This is a genomic window from Mesorhizobium sp. WSM4841, assembly GCF_055811515.1.
Genome location: NZ_JBVVQC010000031.1, coordinates 1 through 25900, shown reverse-complemented (window position 1 = coordinate 25900; position 25900 = coordinate 1). Strand labels below are relative to the sequence as shown.

17 protein-coding genes, 4 pseudogenes and 1 riboswitch are annotated in these 25900 nt (G+C 59.9%); of the genes and pseudogenes, 13 read left to right on the top strand and 8 right to left on the bottom strand.

Going from position 1 to position 25900, the window contains the following annotated elements; genetic code table 11:
• Positions 1–275: 275 nt before the first annotated feature.
• From metE to AC0L14_RS27390, 6 genes and pseudogenes are all read right to left on the bottom strand, one after another.
• Positions 276–2621 (bottom strand): 5-methyltetrahydropteroyltriglutamate--homocysteine S-methyltransferase, encoded by a 2346-nt coding sequence (gene metE / locus AC0L14_RS27415; RefSeq protein ID WP_473751418.1) that lies wholly within the window; start codon positions 2619–2621, stop codon positions 276–278.
• A gap of 116 nt (positions 2622–2737) precedes the next feature.
• Positions 2738–2936: riboswitch (cobalamin riboswitch) on the bottom strand.
• A gap of 404 nt (positions 2937–3340) precedes the next feature.
• Positions 3341–4306, bottom strand: coding sequence for an adenosine kinase (locus AC0L14_RS27410; protein ID WP_473751417.1), 966 nt, complete (start codon positions 4304–4306; stop codon positions 3341–3343).
• Positions 4307–4423: 117 nt separating this feature from the next.
• Complete coding sequence (locus tag AC0L14_RS27405) at positions 4424–6580, bottom strand: peptidase domain-containing ABC transporter (protein ID WP_473751376.1); 2157 nt, start codon at positions 6578–6580, stop codon at positions 4424–4426.
• Positions 6581–6612: 32 nt separating this feature from the next.
• The gene (locus AC0L14_RS27400; protein WP_473751375.1) at positions 6613–7698 is read right to left on the bottom strand and encodes an HlyD family secretion protein; all 1086 of its coding nucleotides are present in this window, start codon (positions 7696–7698) and stop codon (positions 6613–6615) included.
• Positions 7699–8015: 317 nt separating this feature from the next.
• Complete coding sequence (locus tag AC0L14_RS27395) at positions 8016–8180, bottom strand: hypothetical protein (RefSeq protein WP_473751374.1); 165 nt, start codon at positions 8178–8180, stop codon at positions 8016–8018.
• Between the two features lie 396 nt (positions 8181–8576).
• A pseudogene (locus tag AC0L14_RS27390) lies at positions 8577–8771 on the bottom strand (IS6 family transposase); the annotation flags it as partial.
• 23 nt (positions 8772–8794) lie between these two features.
• Here AC0L14_RS27390 and AC0L14_RS27385 point away from each other — a divergent pair.
• The 9 genes and pseudogenes from AC0L14_RS27385 to pdxR form a co-directional block, all read left to right on the top strand.
• Positions 8795–9365: pseudogene (locus AC0L14_RS27385) on the top strand (hypothetical protein); the annotation flags it as partial.
• A gap of 419 nt (positions 9366–9784) precedes the next feature.
• Positions 9785–10966, top strand: a complete 1182-nt coding sequence (gene ubiM, locus AC0L14_RS27380; RefSeq protein WP_473751373.1) for a 5-demethoxyubiquinol-8 5-hydroxylase UbiM — start codon at positions 9785–9787, stop codon at positions 10964–10966.
• 584 nt (positions 10967–11550) lie between these two features.
• Positions 11551–12159: a nodulation methyltransferase NodS gene (nodS, locus tag AC0L14_RS27375; protein ID WP_473751372.1), complete on the top strand. Its 609-nt coding sequence runs from the start codon at positions 11551–11553 to the stop codon at positions 12157–12159.
• A gap of 947 nt (positions 12160–13106) precedes the next feature.
• Entirely contained in the window at positions 13107–13703 is a 597-nt protein-coding gene (locus tag AC0L14_RS27370) for a NodA family N-acyltransferase (RefSeq protein WP_473529159.1), read from the top strand.
• A 55-nt stretch (positions 13704–13758) separates the two neighbouring features.
• Positions 13759–15033: a chitooligosaccharide synthase NodC gene (nodC, locus tag AC0L14_RS27365; RefSeq protein WP_473751371.1), complete on the top strand. Its 1275-nt coding sequence runs from the start codon at positions 13759–13761 to the stop codon at positions 15031–15033.
• Positions 15034–15082: 49 nt separating this feature from the next.
• Positions 15083–16105 carry a nodulation factor ABC transporter ATP-binding protein NodI gene (nodI, locus tag AC0L14_RS27360; protein ID WP_473529189.1) on the top strand — a complete coding sequence of 341 codons (1023 nt, stop codon included), beginning with the start codon at positions 15083–15085 and terminating at the stop codon, positions 16103–16105.
• A 3-nt stretch (positions 16106–16108) separates the two neighbouring features.
• Positions 16109–16897 carry an ABC transporter permease gene (locus AC0L14_RS27355; RefSeq protein WP_010913823.1) on the top strand — a complete coding sequence of 263 codons (789 nt, stop codon included), beginning with the start codon at positions 16109–16111 and terminating at the stop codon, positions 16895–16897.
• 303 nt (positions 16898–17200) lie between these two features.
• The gene (locus AC0L14_RS27350) at positions 17201–19222 is read left to right on the top strand and encodes a carbamoyltransferase family protein (protein ID WP_473751370.1); all 2022 of its coding nucleotides are present in this window, start codon (positions 17201–17203) and stop codon (positions 19220–19222) included.
• Between the two features lie 897 nt (positions 19223–20119).
• Entirely contained in the window at positions 20120–21589 is a 1470-nt protein-coding gene (pdxR, locus tag AC0L14_RS27345) for a MocR-like pyridoxine biosynthesis transcription factor PdxR (protein WP_473529162.1), read from the top strand.
• A 22-nt stretch (positions 21590–21611) separates the two neighbouring features.
• Here pdxR and AC0L14_RS27340 read toward each other — a convergent pair.
• Positions 21612–21770 (bottom strand): annotated as a pseudogene (locus AC0L14_RS27340) (LysR family transcriptional regulator); the annotation flags it as partial.
• A 329-nt stretch (positions 21771–22099) separates the two neighbouring features.
• Here AC0L14_RS27340 and nodB point away from each other — a divergent pair.
• The 4 genes from nodB (at position 22100) to AC0L14_RS27320 (ending at position 25660) form a co-directional block, all read left to right on the top strand.
• The gene (gene nodB / locus AC0L14_RS27335; protein WP_473751369.1) at positions 22100–22759 is read left to right on the top strand and encodes a chitooligosaccharide deacetylase NodB; all 660 of its coding nucleotides are present in this window, start codon (positions 22100–22102) and stop codon (positions 22757–22759) included.
• Positions 22760–23249: 490 nt separating this feature from the next.
• Positions 23250–23873, top strand: a complete 624-nt coding sequence (locus AC0L14_RS27330; RefSeq protein ID WP_473751368.1) for an FMN-binding negative transcriptional regulator — start codon at positions 23250–23252, stop codon at positions 23871–23873.
• A 27-nt stretch (positions 23874–23900) separates the two neighbouring features.
• Positions 23901–24551, top strand: a complete 651-nt coding sequence (locus AC0L14_RS27325; RefSeq protein ID WP_473751367.1) for a LysE family translocator — start codon at positions 23901–23903, stop codon at positions 24549–24551.
• Positions 24552–24847: 296 nt separating this feature from the next.
• Positions 24848–25660 carry a TIM barrel protein gene (locus tag AC0L14_RS27320; protein WP_473529166.1) on the top strand — a complete coding sequence of 271 codons (813 nt, stop codon included), beginning with the start codon at positions 24848–24850 and terminating at the stop codon, positions 25658–25660.
• 14 nt (positions 25661–25674) lie between these two features.
• Here AC0L14_RS27320 and AC0L14_RS27315 read toward each other — a convergent pair.
• Positions 25675–25900 (bottom strand): annotated as a pseudogene (locus tag AC0L14_RS27315) (LysR family transcriptional regulator); the annotation flags it as partial.

Below are 25900 nucleotides of genomic sequence, written 5' to 3'. Positions count from 1 at the left end.
GGCATCGTTCGCCCCTCGGTGAAGTGTCTGTTGACCGCTGGCGCTGTGAGAGGCTGAAGCTCACGGGCAAAGCCGCCTTACTCCAGTTCCTGGTTGAAATCATCCGTCCTCGGACCAGAAGCGGCTTCCGAGATCCTGCTCCGCCGCTCAGCCGTCCAGCGGGCCTTCGGCTGGACGACAAGGGTGGGGCCTCTACCAATCATTGGGCGGCTTTTCGATGCCGTCCCTTCTGCTTTGAACTCATCCGCGGAGCCCGCTGGTCACATGTTTGCCGGTCACAGTGGCCCAGCGGCCTGCGCCTGCGCTTTCTCCCGCAGGGCGAATGCTGCAGCGACCATGTTCACGAGGGCAGGGCGGACCTCCTCCCATTTCCTTGTTTTGAGGCCACAGTCCGGATTCACCCACAATTGGCTGTCCGACAGTCGCTCGCGGGCAAGTTGGGCGAGATGCAAAATCTCGCCGATCTCCGGGACACGTGGTGAGTGAATGTCGTAGACGCCAGGACCGATTTCGTTCGGATATTTGGACTTCGTGAAGGCGTCTAGCAGTTCCATTTTAGAGCGCGACGTCTCGATCGAAATGACGTCCGCGTCCAGTTCAGCGATCGAGTCGATGATCTCATTGAACTCCGAATAGCACATGTGGGTGTGAATTTGGGTCGCGTCCTCCACACCCGTCGAAGCGAGCCGGAAGCATTCGACAGCCCAGCCGAGATAATGTTTCCAGTCGGCCTTCCGCAGCGGCAAGCCTTCGCGAAATGCGGCCTCATCGATCTGGATCACCTTTGCGCCAGCTCTTTCGAGGTCCGTCACTTCATCGCGGATCGCGAGCGCGATCTGGCGGCAGGTCTCGGCGCGGGGTACGTCGTCGCGAACAAAAGACCAGTTCAGAATCGTCACTGGCCCTGTGAGCATGCCCTTCACCGGCTTATTCGTCAGAGACTGGGCAAATTGCCACCAGAGAACCGTCATCGGATTGGGCCGCGATACGTCGCCGAAGATGATGGGAGGGCGCACCAGCCGGGAGCCGTAACTTTGCACCCAGCCATGCTGGGTGAAGGCGAGGCCGGACAGCTGCTCGCCGAAATGCTGCACCATGTCGTTTCGTTCGAACTCGCCGTGTACCAGCACGTCCAGCCCGATCTCCTCCTGCCAACGGACCACCGCTTCGGTCTCCTTCTTCAGGAAGGCCTGGTAGTCGATATAGCTCAGCCGGCCCTTCGCATGAGCGGAGCGCGCCCTGCGCACCTCGGCCGTCTGCGGGAAGGACCCGATGGTCGTCGTGGGGAATGGCGGCAGGCCGAGCGTGTCAGCCTGGACTCTGGAGCGCTTGGCAAATGCGCTCTTTCGTTGCTTCATGTCGCCGTCAATGCCGACAACTCGCCCATGGACGAGCGGATCATGGACCTTTGCAGACATGGCGCGCGCGGCGGCGGCCTCTTCAGAAGCCTTGAGCGCGCCCGCTACAGTATCCCTGCCTTCGGACAAGGCTTGGGCCAGCACGAGCAGCTCTTCAGTCTTCTGGGCGGCGAATGCCAGCCATGATCTGACGTCCACATCGAGCGCGGTCTCCATCCGCAGGTCCATCGGCACATGAAGCATCGAGCAGGAAGGCGCAATTTCGACGCGGTCCAGCGGCCAGCCGGCAATGACCGGCTTGATACGGTCGAGAATGGCAGTCAGGTTCGCGCGCCAGACGTTGCGGCCGTCGATCAAGCCAAGTGAGAGCACCAGATCCTTCGGTGCGAGCCGACCAACCGTCTCCAACTGCTCGGGAGCGCGCACAAGGTCGAGATGTAGGCCCGCCAGGCGCAGCGAAAGCGCGGTCTCGAGATTGTCTCCCAGCGGACCGAAATAGGTAGCCAGCATGATTTTCAACTTGGGCGCGGCTTTCGACAGCTGGCCGTAGGTGAATTCGAAGGCAGCTCGTTCGTTCGGGTTAAGGTCGAGCACAAGCGCCGGCTCATCAATCTGAACCCAGTCGGCCCCAGAGAGCTCCAAATTTCGCAGGAGTTGCTCGTAGACGGGCAGCAGGCGCGGTAGCAGCGCCATGGTATTGAAACCTTGGTCGGGAGACTTCGCCAGCTTGAGGAAGGTGACCGGTCCAAGGAGGACCGGGCGTGTATGGATGCCGAGCTCTTTTGCCTCCAGAAAGTGATCGACTGGTTTCGTCGACGAGAGGGCGAATGTCTGATCGTCGCCCAACTCCGGCACGATGTAGTGGTAGTTCGTGTCGAACCATTTGGTCATTTCCATCGCGGTTACGCGCTGTCCCTGAACGGCATGCCCGTGACTGGCATGTCCGCAACCCGCGGTATCGCCTTGCGTCCCGCGCGCCATCGCGAAGTAGATGTCGAGGGGGACCTCGCCGCTCGTCCAGCCGTAACGAGTTGGCACGGCGCCGACCATTGCTGCGGTGTCGAGCACATGGTCATACAGTGAGAAATCGTTCGACGGGATTTTCGACACGCCCCGGTCGTGCTGCTCGCTCCAACTGGCGGCACGGAGCGCCTTCGCCGTCGCCAGAAGGTTGGCAGCAGAAGATTTTCCGGACCAGTAGCTTTCGAGCGCGAATTTCAGTTCTCGCCGGCGACCGATACGCGGCACACCAAGCGTTGCTATGGGAACTTGCTGGGAGACATTCATTCCATACCCCGATGGTTAGCGGCGGGGACAAGGAAGGCGCTAACAGGCCGGCATCAACGCCGAGCTGCCGCGGCCACCAGACACCCCGCCCGTGGACGTTGTTCACCGTGGCAGGTCTCCTGGCTCGCGGGTCACAGCCTCTGCCCGTCTTCCCGGGGCAGTTCGCCCCAGTGACATTGGTGGGTTGGCTCGCCGCTTACAGTTGCGGGGGCAGCGCCGGCATTGCACCGGCTTCCCTCTTAGCTCCGCTAGGGCAACGCCTTGCGGAGAACCACGACATGCGGACAATCGCAGCTGCCCGCTTTCTTGTCAATGCTGTATAAAGAAATGTTTATGTGTTTATGTGAATCATTCACCCGCGGCGTGTCTCAATTCGCAGATCGCGGTAGAGCTGAACCATCTGCGCCCCTCTCCGGTTCGCAGGCTGTGGCTGACCGGTGGCTGTGGCTGGCCGGTCGGGCAATCTGTCAATTGTACGATCCCGGCTCAGAACGATTTTCGTAAGAGGGCGTGTTGACCATCATGATCGGCCGGCAGTACTGGGCCGAAGGGCGACAACGTTCCTGAGCCTTCATAATCAGAAATTTGTAGAAGAACCGCCATCCTTCACGGACGGGTACGCGGTGTTTTCCCAGCGCTTGTCTGGACAGCCCGCAAAAAGGGGAGGGTGAGCAGCACCTCGCCGAGATGCGTCCCTACAACCCGGCCTGCTCGGCCTCGCGGCGCAAATTCTGACGAGGCCTCGGGCCGATCTGCTGGATCACCAATCCGGCCGCCAGTGAGCCGAGGTCGCCGCAGGTCTTGAGGTCGCGGCCTTGCGTGTAACCATGCAGGAAGCCGGCGGCATAGAGATCGCCGGCGCCGGTGGTGTCGACCAGCTCCCGGATTTTGGTCGCCTCGACGGTGACGGTCTCGTCGCCGCGCACGATCACCGAGCCCTTTTCCGAACGGGTCACGGCGGCGATCCGGCAATCCTTGCGGATCTGAGCCAGTGCCCCGTCGAAGGACGATGTCTGGTAGAGCGACTTGATCTCGTGGCTGTTGGCGAAGACGATGTCCACCGTGCCCGAACGCATGAGGTCGAGGAACTCGTCGCGATAGCGGTCGACGCAGAACGAATCCGAAAGCGTCATCGATACTTCGCGGCCCGCGGCGTGCGCCAGGCTGGCCGTCTGCCGGATCGCCTCCTTGGCGCGCGGCGGGTCCCACAGATAGCCTTCGAAATAGGTGACCTTGGCGCCCGAGGCCTTGTCGGGCTCGACGTCCTCAGGCCCGAGCTCGACGCAGGCGCCAAGATAGGTGTTCATCGAGCGCTCGCCGTCTGGGGTAACGAAGATCATCGAGCGCGCCGTCGGTGGCTCGCCATTGAGCGGCCTGGTGTTGAAGGCGACGCCCTGCGCATGGATATCATGGGCGTAGATTTCGCCGAGCGCATCGTTCGAGACTTTGCCGAAGAAGGCGGCGCGTCCGCCGAAGCTGGCGACACCCGCCGCCGTGTTGCCGGCGCTGCCGCCGGAGGCTTCGATGGCCGGGCCCATGCGGCTGTAGAGCAGCTCGGCGCGCCTCGTATCGATCAGGTTCATCGCGCCCCCAAGTAAGCTACAATTTTCGGACGCTCCGTGGCGCCCAAAACATGAACTCGCATTTTCGCATTGAAGGATATGGCCGACCGCGGCACACCCACAAGGTTGAAACTAAGCGACGGCGATATACATTCGCCGCTGCTGTTCCATGCCTCACTGCCCCAAAATTCTGCCGTGCCCCTCACCTGAAGCTGTTTAGCTGGATCCGGTTTGCGCCCGCCACAAGCGAGCGTAAGCGCCTTCAGCTGTCAGCAGATCAGCATGCCTCCCCTCCGCAACAACCCGCCCCTTGTCCAAGACCATTATTTTGTCGGCACAACGGATGGTGCTGAGTCGATGAGAGATGATGACGATGGTCTTGCCGCCCCGACGCAGATCCTCAACCACTCGCAGGACAAACGCCTCGGCGACCGAGTCGAGAGAGGAGGTTGCTTCGTCGAGGATCAGGATCTCCGGATCCCGGTACAGAGCCCGAGCCAACGAAAGGCGCTGCTTCTCGCCCCCGGAGAGGCGTACGCCGTTTTCGCCTAGATAGGCCTGGAAGCCACCGGGCCAGCGCTCGATCACCTCCCGCAGCCCTATTTGATCGCAGATTTGGAGGATCTTTTCGATGTCCGGCTCGAACTCGCCAAGGGCGATGTTGTCGATCACCGAGCCCGAGAACACATCGATCGATTGCGGCACCGCAGCGACAACCTTGCGCAGGGATACGGTCGACAGGTCCTGGAGGGCATAACGGCCGATCCGGATGTATCCACCCTCAAGCGGGTAGACATTCTGCAGCAGCGCCGCAAGGGTGCTCTTGCCCGAGCCGCTTTCCCCCACCACTGCTGTCATTTCCCCCCGGCGGAAGGTGGCGCTAAGATCCTGGAAAAGCTCGAACTGGCTACCATATCGGAACGTGACCTTCTCCAGCTGGATGTCGCCAATGTCGGATTTGTCTGCATCGATGCCGCCACCGCTTTCCGGCTCCAGGTCGAAGATCTCGAACAGGCGATCCGCTGCGACAAAAGCATCCTGAACGATCCGGTTGGTCTGGATCAGACTGGCAATCGGCCGGGTGATATAGCCTAGCAAGGTATAGCAGGAGAGTAATTCGCCAGGCGTGACGGTCTGATCGAGGGCAAGTGTCGTTCCGAACCACATCAGCACGATGGTGAATAAAGTTGCGAGGAATGTCGAGGTGCTGTCTCCGAAGATCGAGATCAGGCCGGAGCTGTAGACGGAGTGCAGCATCTTGATGAAGCGGGTCTCCACCTTGAAGTTGGCGAAGCTCTCCATGCCGGAGATCTTGATTGTGGAGACAGCTCCCAGTGATTCCACCAGTTGTGTCTCTAATTCGGCAGCGTTCTCCATTACGGCGCGCTGACGATTCCTATTCTGCCGGTTGATGATCCAATAGACCGAGAGGTACAAAGGAATGGAGACCGCCACGACCAAGGCGATCTTCCACGAGTAGATGAACATCAGCCCTAACGAGAACAGTACCGTTAGCACGTCAACGAACATGTTGATCGAGACGTCGTTCAGGAAGCTCCTGATCTTCACCGCGTCATTCATGCGGGAAATGATTTCGCCCATGCGCATGCTGTCGAAGAACTTCTGAGGCAGGCTTAGGATATGATTGTAGTAGCCGAGGATCAGGTGGACGTCGATCTTCTGCCCCGTTTGCAGGACGAGCCGGTTTCTGAGGAGATTGATCAGGATCTGCACAACCAAGATCAAGAGCATGGCGACGCTCATCAGGTTGAGCAGATTGCGGTTGCCCGCTGTAATCACATGGTCGACGATCTTCTGCACGTAAATGGCAGTCGAGAGGCCAAGGATCGTCGTCACCAGCGCCCCCGCGAGAGCCTGCGCCATCGCCGCCTTGTGTGGCGCAAGCAGACGCGCGAAACGACCCAGGGGTGAGGTGGTCTCGTCGCGGCGCTTGAAGGTGTCTGCGGGAACCAGGAGCACCAGGGCGCCAGTCCATTGCTTTTTGAATTCCTCGTGCGCCAGCTTGCGGATTTCACCATAGGCTGGGTCCATGACGATGACCCACCTGGCGTTGATCGCCTGGACTACGACGAAGTGATGCAGAACCTCGCTGACGACGACGTGCGCGATGGCGGGCTTGGGGATCTTGTATAGGCTGTCGAAGCCACCCTTTACCCCCTTGGCAACGAAGCCCAGCTTCCGGGCCGCTTCCACGAGGCCCAGCACAGTGGTGCCGGAGCGGCCGGTCGAGGCATACTGTCGGATACGCGACAATGGCAGCTTGTAGCCATAGAAGGCCGCGACAGAAGCAAGGCTGGCGGCACCGCAATCCGTGATGTCGCGCTGCTTGAACTTGATGATCTTGCTCGACATAGCGGCTCGCTGACTGTTTGAAAAATGGAGAATCAGTGGCTCGCCAGGAGCGGATTGAGCCAATCGTCGACCTCGTTGTACAGGAGCTCCAGGACTGTGCGGTCGCCCAGGAGGAAGCGGGCCCGCACGGTCATGCCTTTCTTCAGGTTACCGATGACCCCGTGCTTGAGGGCGAGATGGCGGCGAGAGAGCGCGCAGCGGACCTTGAAGGCCGGGCTCCCGTCGTGCAGGGTGAAGTCGTGCGCCACGTCGAGCACCGTCGCGTCAATGACGCCCCATTGATTGTAGTTGAAGGCATCCACTTGGAGACGCACCGACTGGCCGGGGCGCACAAAGCCGATGTCGTTGGGAGAAACGAAGATTTCCGCCACCAGTTCACCATCCGGCGAAACCCAAGCGACGGTTTGCCCTGCCTGGACGTAGCTGCTGGAAGTGAGGCCCGAGAATTGCTCGAGAGCGCCTGATACGGGGGCTCGAATGAGAGTCAGGTCCCGTTCGCTCTCAAGCTGATGCAAGGCGGCCGTGAGTTCCTCAAGGCGCAGCTTAACGTCGGACAGCTGCTGGTTCCATTCGGCGAATTTGCGCCGGGCGAGGATCTCGCCCTCGATCTCAACCTGCTGAAGTGCGAAGGCCTTTTCCTCAACGGCCTTTGCCGGTGCTACAGCAGCGGAGAGCAGTCGCTTGGCACGCTGAAGTTCCGCAGCCGCATTACCGCGGGCATATTGGTTTTCCCGCACAAGGTTGAGGAAATGGGCGCGCTCGGCCGTGGCGAACTCGGTCAACAGGCGGATCGGGTCCTTGGCTTGCGTGCCGGAGGAGATCAGGGTTTCGAGGTCACTGGCAAAATCGCTCTTTGCGCGAATATCGCCTGTAAGCGCCCTGAGCTTTTCCTCAACCACCCCATCATCGAGGGCGAGGATCTCTTGCCCCTGAGCAACCAGATCGTTTTCAGCGGCAAGGATGCGGGAGATGCGTCCGGAGACGGGCGCGACCAAGGGCGTCTTCTCGACGGTGGGGCGAATGATACCGGCACTTTGGACAGACACCGATATGGTGATAAATGGCAGCGACAACAATGCCGCAACCACAGAGAGCACAACCACCTTGTAGATGGCCAAAGATCGCCCTGATCGGCGAGAGAGGATGCTCTCTGCGGTGTAGCAGGCTATCTCAGAAGAAAGGGGAACTGCTGGTCCATGTTCAGTATGAAGCATAGTTGGGTTGGCACTTATGTTCTATCCGTATATGACTGACGTACTATCGCTTCCCCTACATATGCAGCTACAAAGGCTATTATCGTAGCAGCTGCCCAAATTAGTTGCCAAAACCCTCCTGAAATTGCAGAGGCCTCTTCAGGAGTCAATTCGATCACATCATAAGACGACAGGTCTGACTTCATTGTCTTACTTTCCTAAATCTCAAACAGGAGGGTGAATCAGTGGATTTTTTCGTCGAGGATTTTTGCACCTATACAAACAAGCGCAAGGCCTAACGTCCCCAAAATCGCGAAAGCTATTGCCCAAAACATCCCTCCCGCAATTGTAGATGCTTCTTCGGGAGCCAGTTCGGTCACACCATAAGCTGACATTTCCGCCTTCATTGTCTTCTCCTTTCCTAGGACTCAAAATAAGAGGATGAATCAGTAATGCACGGTCAGCGGCGTGTGCCGCCGCATAACGAGAACATCAAGAGACGTGCCAACTGCACAGGAAACTGTGAACGGCGCTTATGGGTTTGATTCAATTGCTCAATTGAGAGCGCGGCGGCACGCCGGGCCGAACATCGCGGTGTCGCGAACTCGACAAACCCGATAATAGAGATGACGAAAGTTGGTCCTGCTCGTCGGGAGAGGATGCGCTCTGCGGTGGCAGGCCATGGCGTTGTCACGTCGTTTGAAATGTGGCCGCGTGAGCCCGACACCGCGCTTTTTCAGGCAGGCCGTGCACTCACGGCTTCCCACGCGGCCATTGCCTGGCGTCGATGGATCCGAATTTGTGTGCGAGCGGTGTTCCACGTTCGGCATGATCTGGCGTTGGGCCGCCCCGTAGGCGCGCAGTTTGTCGGTGATCATACGCTTTGGCGGCAGACCCGCTTCTTCAGAGGTCGCGTCAGCAAGCGCCTGGCGGCCTTTGGTGTTGCGACACGTCTGGACGATCTCGTCGCGCACATATCCGTCCTGATCAACCGCTCTCCTCACTTCGCCCGGTGCACGCCTTCGATCGCCGTCTCGAACTCCTGGCCGGTGAGCATGCGCAGGCAGAGGTCCGCTTCGGCCGCCCCTTGCTCAGCGACCATTATTTCGAACGCGGCCTTATTGCCAGGCAGCGCTCGCCGTACAGCGCGACCCGCTGCTGCTCGACATCGCCGCGCATTATCTGGCGCTCAGGCGAAACTGATCACCACACGCGTCTGGTGGAGCTTTCCGACCGGCCAGGCTTCCGACGCCGACAAGAACCGTGCCTCGCTCGGGAAGCATCATTTCGATCTCGATGACTGGCGGATGCTGAAATTCTTCTTCTACCTGACGCCCGTCGACGAAGGCACCGGCCCGCATGTCTATGTCCGGGGCAGCCACAAGCGGCGCGTCCTCAAGCATCAGCTGACGCTGCTCGTCGGCCCTTCGGCGCAAGAGGTTCTCAACGTCTATGGCGGTTTCGTCGAGGATCCGTTCGGCTTTCACATGGGCACCGTGCCTTCGCGCACGCCACGGCTGATGATGGAAGTCGGCTTCGGTGTCTCGCCGCCCTCGCGCCGGCGCTTCCATGGCGAGCCGGTCATTCGCTGATCTCGCAAAAGTCCTGAAACCGCCTTCCCCAGACCAGACGTGCCTGGTTCTCCCTCGGGCTGGCGGTGCCATTGCGCCGCCATGGGATCAGCTGACGCATGACTGGATGGGATCGATGTCATCTGACGCCGGTTCCGCCTCGACTGACCCAGATCAGGGCCATGCCCTTGTCGGCGTGGTTTGATCGATCAGTCCTTCAGGGAAAAACGCATGTGCTGACCGACAGCCTGGTCGTCGCTCCCAACGTCTTGACAATCCAGATCATACAGCAGGCAAATGACGCTTCACCAGCCAGGAACCGACGTGAGAAACGCGCCTGAGGCGATGCGGGCAATAGATCACAGCGCAATCGATGCACGACCTGCGGCTCGACTCCCTCAACATCTCACGAAGAGAGCCGACGCGCTGGCGGCACGCTGATGGCCGGCTGTGACGACAGCTTCGACATCATCGTCGTTGGCGCCGGGCCGGTCGGACTTTCCTTCGCCGCATCGCTTGCCCATAGCCAGCTCAAACTGGCGGTTGTCGAAGGGCAATCCCTGGAAAGACTAGCAAGTCCGGCTTTCGACGGTCGCGAGATCGCTCTCACCCACGCCTCGATGGGAATCCTTCGCGAGCTCGGCGCCTGGGATGTTATCCCTGCTTCGGACAAGTCACCGCTTCAAGGCGCACGCGTCCTCAACGGATCGAGCCCTTTTGCGCTGTGTTTCGATTCCCCCGGCGGATCCGCGGAACCACTGGGCGTTCTGGTCCCGAATTGCCAGATCCGCGATGCCCTGTTCAAGATCATCCGCTTGCAGGGCCATGCCCGGCTGCTGTGCGGCCACTCGGTCGTGCGTGCAACAAACAGCCGTCAAGGAGCAGTGATAACGCTCTCCAATGGCAGGCAGCTGAGCGCTCGGCTTCTCGTTGCAGCCGATTCGCGTTTTTCCGCGACCCGCAATCTGCTCGGCATCGGCGCCGATATCAATCGGCTTGGCAAGTCGATGCTGATTTGCCGGGTGAGGCACGAGCGCCCCCACCATCAGATCGCGATCGAATGGTTCGATCACCATCAGACGGTGGCGATGTTGCCTCTCGCGCCAGGCGTGTCGTCGCTGCTTCTAACTTTGCCCTCAAACGAGGCCGACGGACTGCTTGCCCTCGACGACGAGTTGTTCCTAAGGGAGTTGACAAAGCGCTGTCGAGGGCGCCTCGGCAACATGAGCCTGGCAAGCCAACGCTATATCTATCCGTTGGCCACGACCTGGGCGCACAGGTTCCGGGCGCCGAGCGCCGCATTGATCGGCGACGCTGCCATTGGCATGCACCCGGTGACCGCGCATGGCTTCAACATCGGCCTCGGCGGCCAGAAGCAGCTCGCCCGCGGTATAGAGACCGCATGGCGCGACCGTCGCGACATTGCCGACCCTGACATGCTCCACAGATATGAAAGCCGACTGCGCCTGTCGGCGGCGCCGCTCTACCATGCTACGAATATCCTCGTCGGACTCTACTCAAGCGAGCATCCGGCGGCACGGCTTGCAAGGCATGTGGGGCTGCGCCTCGGCCAACATCTTCCCTTTGTCCGTCATGGCATTGCGGCCATGCTGAGGCGGTAAACCCCAGTCACCATAGTGTCAGCATCAGTGCGGCGTCGTAGCAGGCGGGCGAGTGTGGTGCGGTCGCGGCTGCGCGGGATCAGCTTGATGAAGACGGGCTGCTGAATGCCGCGAGTCCCTTCCATCGCGGATCGTCAGCGTGTCAATCGCCGTGTGTGCGCGGAATTCCCGACCGCCGCAAAGCGTTTGTCGGCCGGCGCCACACAGAAGTGGACCCAGCCACGCCCAATTCCGCCTTCGATGTGTTCAGCGCGTGGATGGTTGTCATCCAAACAATCAATTTTGCCAATCCTGCCGACCCAATTAGGAGCGTGACCGAAATCAACTGCCTCGGCCCGAAGTACGTCCGACGAAAAAGCCTGAGCACCAACCACCTGGGCCCAAGGGAGCAGCAGAAAGCAACGATCCGAAGGCAGTGGAAATTGGTGCCGGGAGGTGGGCCACACGATGAACCGTGGCGGTGTTTTGACCTCGGGTCTCACGAACGCCCCCGCTTCTCAGAATGAGCGTGCGCGGGTCCCGACCCTACCGACATCTGACGGCATTTGCAGCGCCGGTGATTGCTGCCTTAGCTAGGTGCGAATTTGACCCATAAAATCGATCATGAACTGCTAATTCGAGAAATGGCCGCAGACGATCCATGGCGGCTTGATGGCAACCCGTTCGAGCGGGAGCGCCACACCCAAATTCTCCGGTTGTCACTTGCGCAAGGTCGAGTCGCAAATGCGCTCGAAGTCGGGTGCGCTGCCGGCGCCTTTACGGAGCGGCTAGCCCCCATTTGCCAGCGGCTCACTGTGATCGATGTCGTGGAGGCAGCGATTACGCGAGCACGTTTACGCATGAAGGAGCCGCCGCACATCAGCTGGATAATTTCCGATGTTCAACAGTTTTCGAGTGATGAGCTGTTCGACCTGATCGTCGTGGCGGAGGTTCTTTACTACGTCGGAGACCTCGTTCAGATCCGCGCGGCAGTCCGCAACTTGGTAGGCCTGCTTGCGCCAGGCGGGCAGCTGGTTTTCGGGTCGGCACGTGACGCCAATTGCCAACGCTGGGGGCACGCTGCTGGTGCAGAGACCACCATCGCCATGCTGAACGAATCGTTGACCGAGATCGAGTGCATCGAGTGCCGGGGCGCGTCGATCAATGAAGACTGCCTGTTGGCCCTCTTCCGAAAGCCGATTTCCGCTTCCTGATGAAACACTTGGAGACTCTGTGCGCTTTCTGTGGTGTCAAGCTGACCCAATATGGGGACGTATAAGAGCGCCCGATTGCAACAAGTTAGCTGGATCCGGTTGATGGTAACAACTGCTGACTACATCCGGCTTCTTCATGCGGCTCGATGTTCTGCGCCGCGAGCCTCGAGGGGTTTTCGCCGGCTTCCACCTCAACGGCCCCCCACGTCGGCCGAAGCCTTTCCGGTCCAGACATCAGGTTCGGAAGCGACGGGGTGACCGTTCCCCACCTCTGCCATTTTGCGTAACGGCTTTACCCAATAAATGACCCATAAATACCCAAATGAAGCGAAGTCCTTATTTTGCCTGGCTCTCCCTATGCGGGACGGGCTCTGTGGCTGCCGCCACCAAACCTCAAAGGGGTTTCGGCCCAGGTGGGTGACGATCCCTAGCCGGGAATGCGGCACTCCTCGTCGGGGGCCGTCGGTCCCGCGTCCCGCCTTAGGCGGCGCTATGCTGACACTCCTACGGGTGCCCTTTTAACCGATCTCCTCGTTGCAGTCAGTCCCGCGTCCCGGCCCTTCGGCGGGCGCAAGTGCTGACGCTCCTTAGGCTGCCTTTTCTGTGTGCGGCGATCTTTGATCCCTCGCACGGAATGAAGACTTAGGGGCCAGCCCCTTCGCTCACTTCAGGCTTCAGGTGCTCAAGCCGGGTGTTCCAGTCGGCCAAAACCTCAAACAATTCGTTCGAAGTAGCGCCGTCGCTTTATCAGGCCGATCGAGCACGACCAGAAGGTTCAGATCAGGGCCTTTGAAAGGCATGGTTTTAACATCCATAGCGTGGATGCTCGCGATCTAAACAATCAATTTTACCAATCCGGGAGGGTCGTTCATAGACCCATGACATGCACCGCCATTGCTCTACCGCGTGAGGTGCACAAAAGAACCCGAAAAAGAGGAAGTCTTCGCATGCGCCCTGACGTGCAGTGGAGGTTGTGCTGGGAAAATGAGTTGCAGCTTTCCGATCACCTCGAACTCTCTGAGTTCTTCCGGAAGACGTATGAGCCGACCGGAGCCTTTAATGGGAAGCAATTCGAAGGCGGTCGAAGTTGGGCCGGTGCAAGGCCGGAGGTCCGCGCAATCGGCTATGATGTGCACGGGGTAGCGGCTCACATGGGCGTGCTGCGCCGATACATCAAAGTTGGCGACGTTGATCTGCTGGTCGCTGAACTCGGTCTATACGGGGTGCGTCCGGATCTTGAGGGGCTGGGAATCGCCCATTCGATTAGCGTCATGTATCCAGTGCTGCAGCAGCTTGGCGTTCCATTCGCTTTCGGCACGGTTCGGCAAGCGCTCCGGAACCATGTTGGGAGGTTCTGCCGCAAAGGCTTGGCGAACATTCTGACGGGCGTTCGCGTGCGTTCAACCCTCCCGGACGTGTACCCCGATCTGCCTTCCACGACGCGAGTCGACGACGACGTACTCCTCATGGTGCTCCCAATTGGACGCTCGATGAGCGAGTGGCCGGCCGGCACTTTGATCGATCGGAACGGTCCAGAGCTATGACCGCGGATCTGTTATCCGCTCGCTTCCTCAAATTCACAGAAAAATCTGACATCTCATGACCCTGTTTGCCACAGCCAGTACTGTTGCCATCTGCTCTTATGCGCTGCTGTCGACCGTCTACAAAACCGCGCAGGTGTTTTATACCCTGCCTACAAACGTACCGCCGACCTCGGGCGACCCGCCCAGCGGTGAGCCTTGGCCGAGCGTCGATGTCATTATCCCGTGCTACAACGAGGCGCCTCGCACCCTCTCGGACTGCCTGGCTTCCATTGCAAGTCAGGACTACGCCGGCAAACTGCAGGTCTATGTTGTTGATGACGGTTCTGCAAACCGCGATGCCCTCGTGGGTGTACACGAGGAATACGCGGGCGACCCGAGGTTCAACTTCATTGCGCTCCCAAAGAATGTCGGAAAGCGCAAGGCGCAGATTGCCGCCATTCGCCGCTCGTGCGGAGATTTGGTGCTCAATGTAGATTCGGACACGATACTCGCCCCGGACGTCATCACCAGGCTTGCGCTAAAGATGCAAGATCAAACGGTCGGCGCCGCCATGGGCCAGTTGGCGGCTAGCAATCGCAGTGAAACTTGGCTGACGCGGTTGATTGACATGGAATACTGGCTCGCCTGCAACGAAGAGCGGGCAGCGCAGGCTCGGTTCGGTGCCGTCATGTGTTGCTGCGGTCCGTGTGCCATGTACCGGCGATCCGCGCTTCTTTCGCTGCTGGATCAGTACGAGACGCAACGCTTTCGAGGGAAGCTGAGCGACTTCGGTGAGGACCGCCATCTTACGATCCTGATGCTGAAAGCAGGCTTTCGAACAGAGTATGTTCCAGACGCCGTCGCGGCAACAGTCGTTCCCAACAGGATAGGTCCCTATCTGCGCCAACAACTTCGCTGGGCCCGGAGCACTTTCCGTGACACGTTGCTGGGGCTCGAACTACTGCGCGGCCTTAATATCTATCTCACATTGGACGTGATTGGCCAGAATCTTGGCCCATTATTGCTCTCTTTGTCGATCCTGGCGGGACTCGCGCAATTGGTAACGGCAGGTACTGTGCCTTGGACGGCATGCCTGACGATTGCGGCCATGACTATAGTTCGCTGCGGCGTGGCAGCGTTTCGTGCGCGCCAACTTCGATTTCTCGGATTCTCGCTCCACACACTCATCAACATCTTTCTCTTGCTCCCGTTGAAAGCATACGCGCTGTGCACATTGAGCAACAGCGATTGGTTGTCGCGCAGCTCTGCCGCCAATGTGACAGACACTGGCGGCACCAGTTCAAAGCCGAACTTGGTGGGATCTGACGCAGCTTACAGCGAACAGCAATAGTCACGTGATCTCAGGTGGAAGAGTTTTGAGCCAGGACCAGAAACATCAACTGTTGAAGCGTAAGTTGGGCCCAGAGGATTTGCGGCGATTCGAGACTCCTGCGATCGAACGGGAGTCTCACGGGCAAACAAGCACGAAAAGCTCCGTGCCTGACTCTCTGTCGACCGTGGCAGTCGATTTTGCCGGCGTAACCAAGTCGTATGGGAACAAGATCGTTGTCGACGAACTGTCGTTCTCCGTTGCGTCGGGAGAGTGTTTCGGCCTCCTCGGACCAAACGGGGCGGGCAAAAGCACGATTGCGCGTATGCTCCTCGGCATGACATGCCCTGACGCGGGCACGATCACGGTGCTCGGCGTCCCGGTGCCGGCGCGCGCTCGGCTGGCACGCAGGGGCATTGGCGTGGTCCCGCAATTCGACAATCTTGACCAGGAATTCACCGTACGCGAGAACCTGCTGGTGTTCGGACGCTACTTCGGCATGAGCACACGTCAGAGCGAAGCGGTCATCCCGTCGCTTCTCGAGTTCGCTCGCCTCGAGCGCAAGGCGGATGCGCGCGTCTCGGAACTGTCCGGCGGCATGAAGCGATGCCTGACAATGGCGCGGGCGTTGATCAACGACCCCCAGCTCATTGTGATGGACGAGCCGACCACCGGCCTCGATCCGCACGCGCGCCACCTGATCTGGGAGCGGCTGCGCGCCCTGTTGGCACGCGGCAAGACGATTATCCTGACGACGCATTTCATGGAAGAGGCTGAGCGATTATGCGATCGGCTGTGCGTGCTCGAAAAGGGCCGCAACATCGCCGAAGGCGGCCCGCAGGCGCTGATCGACGAGCATATCGGATGCCAGGTCATGGAGATTTATGGCGGCGATCCGCACGAGTTGCTGTCGCTGGTCAAGCCACATTCCCAGCGCATCGAGGTCAGCGGCGAAACCCTTTATTGCTATGCGCCAGACCCTGACCAGGTGCGCACGCAACTGCAGGGGCGAGCAGGTCTGCGTCTTCTTCTGCGTCCAGCCAATCTCGAGGATGTTTTCTTGCGGCTGACCGGGCGCGAGATGGAGGAGTGAACGATGATTGAAGGTTTTGCGGCGGCGCTGCCGGCCAATGCGTGGAACTGGGTTGCGGTATGGCGACGCAACTATCTGGCATGGAAGAAAGTCGCACTCGTGTCGCTTCTCGGTAACCTCGCCGATCCTATGATCTACCTTTTCGGCCTAGGCACCGGCCTCGGCATAATGGTCGGCCGCGTCGACGGTGCGTCGTATATCGCCTTTTTGGCGGCCGGCATGGTCGCGGTAAGTGCGATGACCGCATCTACCCTGGAAACATTGTACGCGGCTTTCGCTCGCATGCATTCTCAACGCACATGGGAAGCCATGCTGTATACGCACGTTACCCTCGGCGACATCGTTCTGGGTGAACTGGCGTGGGCAGCCACCAAGGCCTTCATGGCCGGTACGGCTATTACCATCGTCACCGCAACCTTGGGCTATGCCGCCTGGCCTTCCGTCCTCTATGCGCTGCCAATCATTGCTCTGACAGGGTGCGTATTTGCGAGCCTCGCGATGATCGTCACCGCACTTTCGCCCAGCTACGATTACTTCGTGTTTTACCAGACGCTTGTCCTCACACCTATGCTGTTCCTGTCGGGCGCCGTTTTCCCATTGAACCAGTTGCCTGGCGCCTTTCAGCAGATAGCGCGATGCATGCCGCTGTCACATGCGATCGACCTCATTCGTCCGGTTATGCTTGATCGCCCGATCAGCGGCATCGCCCTGCACGTCGGTGTGCTCGGCCTGTACGCGCTGTTGCCATTCTTCCTCTCGATGGCGCTGTTGCGCCGCCGACTAATGCGCTGACGAAAGAGAGTGAGATAAACAATGCGCTACGGACTTCGTGCTGCAAATAAAAACGACATCGCCAACGCAAATCGGCATCCAACCCAGGGTCTTCGTGGCATTCACTCAATCTCTCAACGTTATGGAACGCCCGGGACCTCGTTCACAGGATCTCATGTTGATCCAGGCGTAAGAGAATTTCTTTGAGGTTGGTGATGTCTGACTGGCGTTCGCGGCGGCGAACGACAACGCAGCCTGTGTTTTTGATCAAACGGCCTTGAGACAGGCCAATTCAGTCTTCCTGTACGATAAACGGAGAGCGAGATGCTGTGTCTAGGATTGAGCGGCGGATTAGACAAAGTCTATGAAAACCGATTCCAGATTGCGAATACATTCATGCACGATGGCGCTGCGGTGCTCGTCCGAGACGGACAGGTCATCGCGGCCGTAGAAGAGGAGCGCCTCAATCGGATCAAACACTCCAACAAGCTCCCAATCAGTTCGGTTCAATACTGTCTTTCAGCCGCTGGGGTTCAGCTCAGCGAAATCGATCATGTGGCGTACTACGCTACCGAAGCCTATTGCAACGCCATGCTCGAAAACATGCTTGCTTCCGAGCCGGACGCCTCCATTCCGTTGGATGCCAAACTTTTGGTGCAGCAGCTGTTGGCGCAGGAGTTCGGTAGCGAGCTCGACCCTTCGCGTATCTCATTCGTAAGTCATCATCAGGCGCACGCCGTGAGTGCTTTTGCAATGTCGGGCTTCGAGCAAAGTCTGATTTTCGCGATTGATGGCTCTGGTGATTTCCAGTCGGGTCTTGTGGCGGTAGGATCTGGTGCTGAAATTTCGCAACTCGCGACTTTCCCAGAGAACAATTCCCTTGGGCTATTTTATCTCGAGGTGATCCGGTATCTCGGCTACGGCTTGTTCGATGAATATAAGGTAATGGGGCTTGCCCCCTACGGCGATCCCGTTCCCTATCGCGAGCTTTTCGAGCAGTTCTATGAACTGTCTGCGAACGGCGAGTATCGCGTCCACCTGGACCGCATCGGTCCGACTTTGCTTCGCACCATTCAGGTCCGGCAAAAGGGAATGCCATTCACTCAGCAGCACAAAGATGTGAGTGCGTCGCTACAGGAAGCACTCGAACGCATCGTGTTTCACATTCTTCGGCATCATCGTGAGGCCACCGGGATGACGCGGCTGTGCCTGGCCGGTGGCGTTGCGCACAATTGCTCGATGAACGGCAAGCTGCTCTATTCAGGCCTTTTCGAAGACATCTTCGTGCAGCCCGCGTCGCATGACGCTGGCTGCGCATTGGGCGCTGCACTCATCGTGTCTGGTGAGCTGGGCCGCCCCGCGCCGCGTGCGCGATTGCAGGAGGTTTATTGGGGGCCGGATCTCACGAGCGATCACGCTGTCGAGGAGGAACTAAAGGCATGGGCGGGGCACCTGGAGTTTGAACGCACTGAGGCGGTGGCGGATAGGGCAGCCGAGTGGATGGCCGGTGGCGCCGTGATCGGCTGGGTGCAAGGTCGTTCGGAGTTCGGGCCGCGCGCGCTCGGAAATCGCAGCATTCTTGCCGACCCCAGGCCCGCCACAAACAAGGACCGGATCAACGCCATGGTCAAGAAGCGGGAAGGGTATCGCCCGTTCGCCCCATCAGTGCTGGAGGAGGATGCGCGCGAATTTTTCGACCTCCCAGGCAGTGCGTGCGATTTTCCCTTCATGAATTTCGTGGTCCGTGTGCGCGACTCCAAGCGTGGTTTGCTCGGCGCCATCACGCACGTCGACGGTACGGCTCGGCTGCAAACAGTATCGCGCAAGGCCAGTCCGGCCTACTGGGACGTCATCAATGCATTCAAGCAGCGCACTGGCATCCCAATTCTGCTCAACACGTCCTTTAACAACAATGCCGAGCCGATCGTGGATTCAGTTGCAGACTCGATTGCCACGTTCCTGACGACAGGGTTGGATGGACTTGTGGTCGGGCCGTTCCTCGTCAAAAAACGGGCCGCAACGCTGGAGGATTGGACTGCGCTCGCGGTTTCATTGCCGCCTTATGTATCCCTGTATAAGGTCCGCGCTCACACGGCGCTGGATCGCCAGGAGACTGTCTGCGAAATCCGAACGGATCACTCCAGCCGTGACGGTGTGCGTATTTCACATGACTTGTTCGATCTGCTGACGCGGATCGAAGGCGAAGCCGTGCTCGCGGATCTCCTCGATACAATTACGCTGGATCAGGCCCAGCGCGAGGCTCTCACAGGAGAACTGCGACGATTGTGGGAGCAGCGCCGCGTTCGCATGCGTCCCTCGCAAGCTACTCGCGTCCATCAAAACTGATGCCAATCGCTGGACGACAGATAACACTTGCCGAAACACCGGTCTGTCCAAGCATCTGAGGCAAGGGTCCTGACGATTGCATCTGCTGCGAGCATGTCATGTTCAACCCATCTAACGCTTATGGCAGTCGAGGATCAGTAATGGATTTGCTTGCCGGTGGCTCAAGACAGACCAATTTGTCGTGTCTCGACGGAGTACCGGTTCGGTGACTGCCTACGTCTCCGGCATCAGCCTGGTGTTACGCATAGCGGACGGGACGGGACGTGCGAGCGGGCTGGGCCGCTCGCGGGATAAGGCGGCGGCCCCGGCATATTCGTCGTTGAGATGCTTTTGGCAAAATGCGTCGGTGGGGCGACGATCATGTCTTAGCGCCGGTTGACCCTTCGGCCTCCAATCATGAGGCCATTGCGGATTTCGCCGGCGTTTTCTTCAGGAAATCGAGATCTGTTGGTCAAGGCCCCCGCGCGGTCAGCGCTGGCGATGCGATGCGAAGCGAAGCGTGAGAGTCTTCTTCAGCCCGCGCATAACCAGGAAGGCTGACATGGGCGAGAGCGCCGCGCCGGAGATGTAGCGCAAGTCCGATTCGTACAGCGTGTGGAGGGCTTTCGCGTCGCCGAGGATTGCGCCGCCAAGGCGGCGGCCTCATTCGCCGCAACGCTTTCGATCGCAGGTCGAGCTCAGGAAGACGGGTGGTTGAACGGCATTGGGAAAACCAGCCGGATCGTAGCCGTGATGGATCGCGCGGGTAGCGAAGCCGAATTTCGCATCGCTCGCAGATGTGCCACTTTGCCGTTCTTGGATTGCGGTCTCGGGCATCGGCTTAAGACGTGCTCTTGGCTTTCGGAAGGAGTGGCCGCAAACTGGTTGATATGGAATGTCCAGTTGGCAGGAAAAGAAATGGTCCAGTCTCCAGGTCCCGGTGCCTCAACCCGCTCGCATGGCATGGGCGCGCGCCAGATCTACGAAGCGCTTCGCGAGCAGATCCTCAGAGGCGTTTACGGCACCGGTAGCCAGCTGCCGTCCTCCCGTGGTCTCGCCGAGGAACTTGGAGTCTCGCGAACGACCGTCACCGTCGCCTACGAGCAGCTGGCCGCGGAAGGTTTCATCGACATCCGTCAAGGCGCGCGCCCTCGTGTCGCATCCTCACTGCTGGGACATGAGCTGACCGCCAATCCCCCAAAACGGTTCGGCCCGGTTCACTTGTCAAGCTATGGCGAACGGCTGCGTGGTACTCCGCGCTGGCCGGATTACCTGCCGAACACGCTGAAGGTTGATTTCCGATATGGCGTCCTGGCGCCCTCAGATTTCCCCGCATCGGTTTGGAAACGCGCGATGAACGCGGCGATGGCGCAGCGGCCGGCACGGCTCGCCTATGACGATCCGTGCGGTTCGAGCCGGCTCCGCCAAGCGCTTCAGGGTTATCTCTGGCGCGCCCGTACTGTGCGCTGCGACCCCGAGCAGATCGTCATCGTCAATGGTTCGCAGCAGGGCCTCGATCTCTGCGCGCGCCTGCTGCTCGACCCCGGGGACAGCTTCGTCATCGAGGACCCCTGCTACAGGATGGCGCGCCAGGTCTTTGCCAGTACAGGTGCCACGCCCGTTCCCGTCGAGGTTGACGATCACGGCATGCAAACGGAGCAACTGGCGGGGGTCGCGGCCCGGCTGGCCTATGTGACGCCCTCGCATCAGTTTCCGCTCGGCGGCGTCATGCCGATCCCGCGGCGGCATCAGCTTCTGGAATGGGCGCGGGAGCAGGGCGCCTATGTCATCGAGGACGACTACGACAGCGAATATCGCTACGATATCAACCCCGTTCCCCCGCTGCATAGCCTCGAGGATCATGGGGCCGTCATCTACCTCGGCACCATCTCCAAGACGCTCTCGCCGATGCTGCGGATCGGTTATCTCGTCGTCCCGGCGGAATTCCTGCAGGTTTTCGAAACCGCCAAGCAGCTTGCCGACCGGCATTCTCCGATGGCGGGGCAGGAGTCATTGGCCTCTCTGATCGAGAGCGGTGGCTATGAAAGCCATGTGCGCCGCGTGCGCCGCATCAATGGCGAGCGCCGGGAGGCATTGCTGACCGCCCTGAAGCGGAGTTTTCAAGGTCGGATCGCCGTCCAGGGGGCAGAGGCTGGACTGCACGTCGTCATATGGTTCAACGACCTGCCGCGATCGCGTGAAACGGCGTTGGTCGAAGCTGCCCAATACGCGGGTCTGGGTCTGCACCCGATTTCGCCGCTTTATCATCGGCAGTCGGGAGCAGGCGAAGCCGACCGCGTCGGGCTTGTCATGGGCTATTCCGCCCTGAGCATCCGGCAGATCGAAAAAGGCGTCGAGATGCTGCGGGACGTCGTCGCTCGACTCTGAGACGCTGACGGTTCCGCACGCGGGTTAGAACGCATTCGCGGCCGCTCATCATAAACAGTTCATCGTTGAAATAGTCGCGCGGCCGGGCGACGGCCGCGCTCATGGCCGGCTGACTAAGGTTGATGGCTGCTGCCGCCGTGAGGTTGCGCGCGATCCAAGCCTTTGTCTCATCTATCCGCAACGTGGATGCTTGTCATCGAAACAATCGATTTTGCCGATTCGACAGAACGTCCCATAGGAAGAATTCAAGGATGCAGCCCTAAGGAGATTGTCGATGCATGCGTTGGCTCCGAGGAGCATTTTCTGGTGTGTCCCTCCTGGTCTGCGCCGAACATCAAGCGAGCCGATCCCCTTTTCGACCAGGTACATCGGTGATCGGCGCAAGCTGCATCGCGTCGGCTCTTCGCGACAAGCTCCCCCCGATAGCGTAGGCCCCTACCTCAAGGATCGGGGTTATGCCGATTGCGAATGGCCGACCGGTACAACAATTGACCGCAAGGGTTCGCAGCTATGAGACGTCTCGATGACAGATGGGAGGTGCAGAGTGAATGCGCTGACGGCACCGGGCGTCGAAGCGTTTATCTGACGTTTGACGACGGTCCCAATCCATGTTTCACACCACAGATACTCGATGTGCTGGCGCAAAATCGGGTGCCAGCGACATTCTTCGTCATTGGTGCTTACGCCGCAGAGCATCCGGGTCTCATCCAGCGAATGATCGCAGAAGGGCATGAGGTAGGCAACCACACGATGTCTCATCCGGACCTGTCCAAATGCGGCTTGGGCGAAGTGCAACGTGAGGTATTTGAGGCGAACCAGGCCATCATGCTGGCATGCCCGCAGGCCTCGATCCGCTACATTCGCGCGCCATACGGCGCCTGGAGCGAAGAAGTGTTCACTGCCTCAGAGATCGCGGGGTTGGCGGCCCTTCATTGGTCGATCGACCCAAGAGACTGGTCGCGCCCCGGCACCGACGCGATCGTCGATGCAGTGCTCGCCTCGGTACGCCCCGGCGCAATCGTGCTCTTGCACGACGGATGCCCTCCCGACGAGTCGACACGGAGCACTCAAGCCAGTCTGCGCAACCAGACCGTTATGGCGCTGTCCAATCTGATTCCTGCATTGGATGCCTGGGGATATGAAATTCGCTCGCTTCCAGAACATCACTGAAATGCGAGATCGCATGGACCTGCTTTCCCAGCCAGTACCTGTGTGGTCTCGCTTATGAAGGCTTACAGGCCGTTTACGCCCTGCGAACAAGCACTTCGTCGACATCGGACGAACTGGTCGGCTCCGACCCGTTGGCTAAGGGTAGTGCTGTCACCTGCTACAGTGAGGACCCGCGCACGCGATCGGCGTGCCTAGCATCGCCGGTAGGTTCACTTTTCGACGATTGTTTGAATGTGGTTCACTTCGCGTTGGATCAATTTCATTGGGCTTGCCGCAGGCTCACATAGCGCGACCAAGCGGGATCGCTGGCTGCGTCCAAAAGGTTTGGCAAGCAATTCGCATACCGTGACCGGCACCGGGGGATTCCGGTGCTCTGATGCGGCGCGCGATGCCATCTTTCACCAACTGGACTACCTCAATAGCTTCTGACTGGCTGTTTCCAACAGGCCAGCTTGCCGATACCTGACTTGGTAACGCAAGGAGTTTCGCGATGTACATCCCTCCCGCTTTCCGCGACGACGACAAGGAATGCCTGCGCGCGACCATTCGCGCGGCGCTGCTGGCGAACTTCGTTACCGTCACGGCGGAAGGGCCGCTCGCAACGCCACTGCCCCTCTTCCTTGACGAGAGCGACGGCGAGCACGGCGTGATCTACGGGCACCTGGCGAAGGCCAATCCCCAGTGCCGTGTTCCGCCGCTGGGCGACGGCTTGGCCATCTTCATGGGGCCGGACGCTTACGTGACGCCGGCATGGTATGCGACCAAGCGGGAAACCGGGAAGGTCGTCCCGACCTGGAATTACGTCGCCGTCCACGCCTATGGCCCGGTCGAGTTCTTCGAGGATGCGGGAAGACTGCTGGACGTCGTGAATCGGCTGACCGACCACCACGAGGGCGAGCGCGCCTCGCCTTGGGCCGTGTCGGACGCGCCGCCGGATTTTGTACAGGCGCAACTCCGCGGAATCGTCGGCCTGCGCATGCCAATCACGAGGCTGGAGGGCAAGCGCAAAATGAGCCAGAATCGAAACGCGGCCGACCGCGCTGGCGTGGCGGCGGGCCTTGCGGCGAGCGAGCGGGCATCTGACCGCGACGTCGCCGCTCTCATCCCAAAATAATCATGAACTTCGTCGGAATCGACCATCATGCCAGAACTGACCCCACTCGCCCTGTACCTCGCCGCGGCCTCCGTGCTCGCCATCACCCCCGGTCCGAGCATCTTCTACGTTGCCGCGCGCACGCTCGCCGGTGGTCGTCGGGAAGGTATCGCTTCCAGCTTCGGCACGGGGTTGGGGGGCATGATCCACGTCCTCGCCGCAAGCTTAGGTGTTTCCGCGATCGTGCTCGAGAGCTCGGAACTGTTCTCCGCATTAAAGCTGTTCGGCGCGGTCTACCTCGTCTGGCTCGGCTTTCGCACCTTTCAAGCCGCCCGCCTCAAGGGAGCGACTGGCGGCGATGACGGCGCCGCAGTGGGTCCAGTCGGACCCCGGCGGGCGTTTCGTGAAGGGGTACTGGTCGAGGCGCTCAACCCGAAGACGGCAATCTTTTTCCTCGCTTTCATTCCGCAGTTCGTGAATCCGAGCGCAGGGCTCGTAGCTCTGCAATTCGTGGTGCTTGGCTCCGTGTCCATTGCGCTCAACACGCTCGCCGACATCGTGGTTGCCGTCGTGGCCAGCGGCATTCAAGACGGTGCGGCAGCGCGTCCCGGGTTGATCCGCCGCCTGAGGGAGGCGTCAGGCGGCGCGATGATCGCGCTGGGCGTCGGCCTCGCTCTGGCGAAACACCCTACTGCCTGATTTTGAATCTGATCGGTTGGGCATCTTTCAGGGTTGGCGGACACTTTGCGGAAGCAGTTGGATAGCTGCGAGCCAGTTTCGGTCATTGCAGCTATTCGGGTCATGTCTCAGGAGGCGCGGCACCACTCGTTTGGGTGAACGTCGGCTCATAAATGAGAGAAAAACTAGCGTGAGAGAAACGTGAGTACGACTGCCTCGCCTCGCTCATACCCATCATTTCGGCCCTCGCGAATCAACGCACGGTAGAAGCCGGTCAGCCGAGAATGACGCCCGTTTCATGGAAGGAAAGCCAAGCCATGCGCCAAGCATCGCCCCGCTTTGCACTCGATTACATGGCGACGCCCGGACTCGACGTCAGGGCACTTTTCGCTTTTGCCCGTGACCAGGGCCTGACCGATGTCCAGATCCGCAGCCAACCGTACAGCAATGCTGTTGCACGCGGCATGCCGGCGGCGGACGTCCGGGCTGCCGCCGCCGAAGCAGGCGTGGGGATTATTTCCATCAATGCCTTGCAGCGCTTCAACGAGTGGACCCCCGCCCGCAAAGCCGAAGCGAGCAAGCTCGCCGATTATGCGGCGGCCTGCGGAGCCAAGACGCTCATGCTGGTGCCGGTCAACGACGGCTCCTGGCCCGCCAATGTCGAGCGCCGGGGCGATCTCCGCGTCGCCTTGAAGGCGCTCAAGCCGATCCTCCAGTCGCGCGGCCTGATCGGTCTCATCGAGCCGCTGGGCTTCCGGACCTGCTCGCTTCGATCGAAGAACGAAGCGGCTAAGGCCATTGCCGCCATTGATGGCCAATCCGTCTTCCGCCTCGTGCACGACACGTTCCACCACACGCTTGCCGGGGAGACGTTCTTCTCCTGCGAGCTGACCGGTCTCGTCCACATTTCAAGCGTGAACGATCCGATCCACTGGATTTACCCGGATCGCGTCCTAGTCGGTTCCGACAATGGCAGCCAGATCCGGGCGCTGCTTGATGGCGGCTATGGGGGGCCCTTCTCATTCGCACCGTTTGTCGACGCAGCCCACCCGCTGGACGACCTCGCAGGCGCACTTGCCGCGAGCATCGCTCTCTTCCGACACGGGCTATTGACGCGAGTGCCGGCGTGAGACGCGGGAGTAAATTAGGGCTGCCTGGGGCGCCTTTTGGCGTCCCCCGGAGAAGTCATTCGAGACGCCTCCTGTAGCAATATCTCTCGCAGCCAGATGCTTGCCGGATCACTGTTGTGAAGGGCGGGCCATTGAACGGCCTCGGTGAATGCGGGAAGCGGCAGCGGAAGTTCGATGATCCGCAGGGGAAAGGTTTTTTTGAAATGCTGAACCAGCCGGAAGGGCATTGTCGCTATACGA

Bases quoted from the DNA above. Each gene is read 5' to 3' on its own strand.
- AC0L14_RS27405 (WP_473751376.1), bottom strand. From the start codon at position 6,580: ATGTCGAGCAAGATCATCAAGTTCAAGCAGCGCGACATCACGGATTGC.
- AC0L14_RS27395 (WP_473751374.1), bottom strand. From the start codon at position 8,180: ATGAAGGCGGAAATGTCAGCTTATGGTGTGACCGAACTGGCTCCCGAA.
- ubiM (WP_473751373.1), top strand. From the start codon at position 9,785: ATGGCCGGCTGTGACGACAGCTTCGACATCATCGTCGTTGGCGCCGGG.
- AC0L14_RS27370 (WP_473529159.1), top strand. From the start codon at position 13,107: ATGCGCCCTGACGTGCAGTGGAGGTTGTGCTGGGAAAATGAGTTGCAG.
- nodC (WP_473751371.1), top strand. From the start codon at position 13,759: ATGACCCTGTTTGCCACAGCCAGTACTGTTGCCATCTGCTCTTATGCG.
- AC0L14_RS27355 (WP_010913823.1), top strand. From the start codon at position 16,109: ATGATTGAAGGTTTTGCGGCGGCGCTGCCGGCCAATGCGTGGAACTGG.
- AC0L14_RS27350 (WP_473751370.1), top strand. From the start codon at position 17,201: ATGCTGTGTCTAGGATTGAGCGGCGGATTAGACAAAGTCTATGAAAAC.
- pdxR (WP_473529162.1), top strand. From the start codon at position 20,120: ATGGTCCAGTCTCCAGGTCCCGGTGCCTCAACCCGCTCGCATGGCATG.
- nodB (WP_473751369.1), top strand. From the start codon at position 22,100: ATGAGACGTCTCGATGACAGATGGGAGGTGCAGAGTGAATGCGCTGAC.
- AC0L14_RS27330 (WP_473751368.1), top strand. From the start codon at position 23,250: ATGTACATCCCTCCCGCTTTCCGCGACGACGACAAGGAATGCCTGCGC.
- AC0L14_RS27325 (WP_473751367.1), top strand. From the start codon at position 23,901: ATGCCAGAACTGACCCCACTCGCCCTGTACCTCGCCGCGGCCTCCGTG.
- AC0L14_RS27320 (WP_473529166.1), top strand. From the start codon at position 24,848: ATGCGCCAAGCATCGCCCCGCTTTGCACTCGATTACATGGCGACGCCC.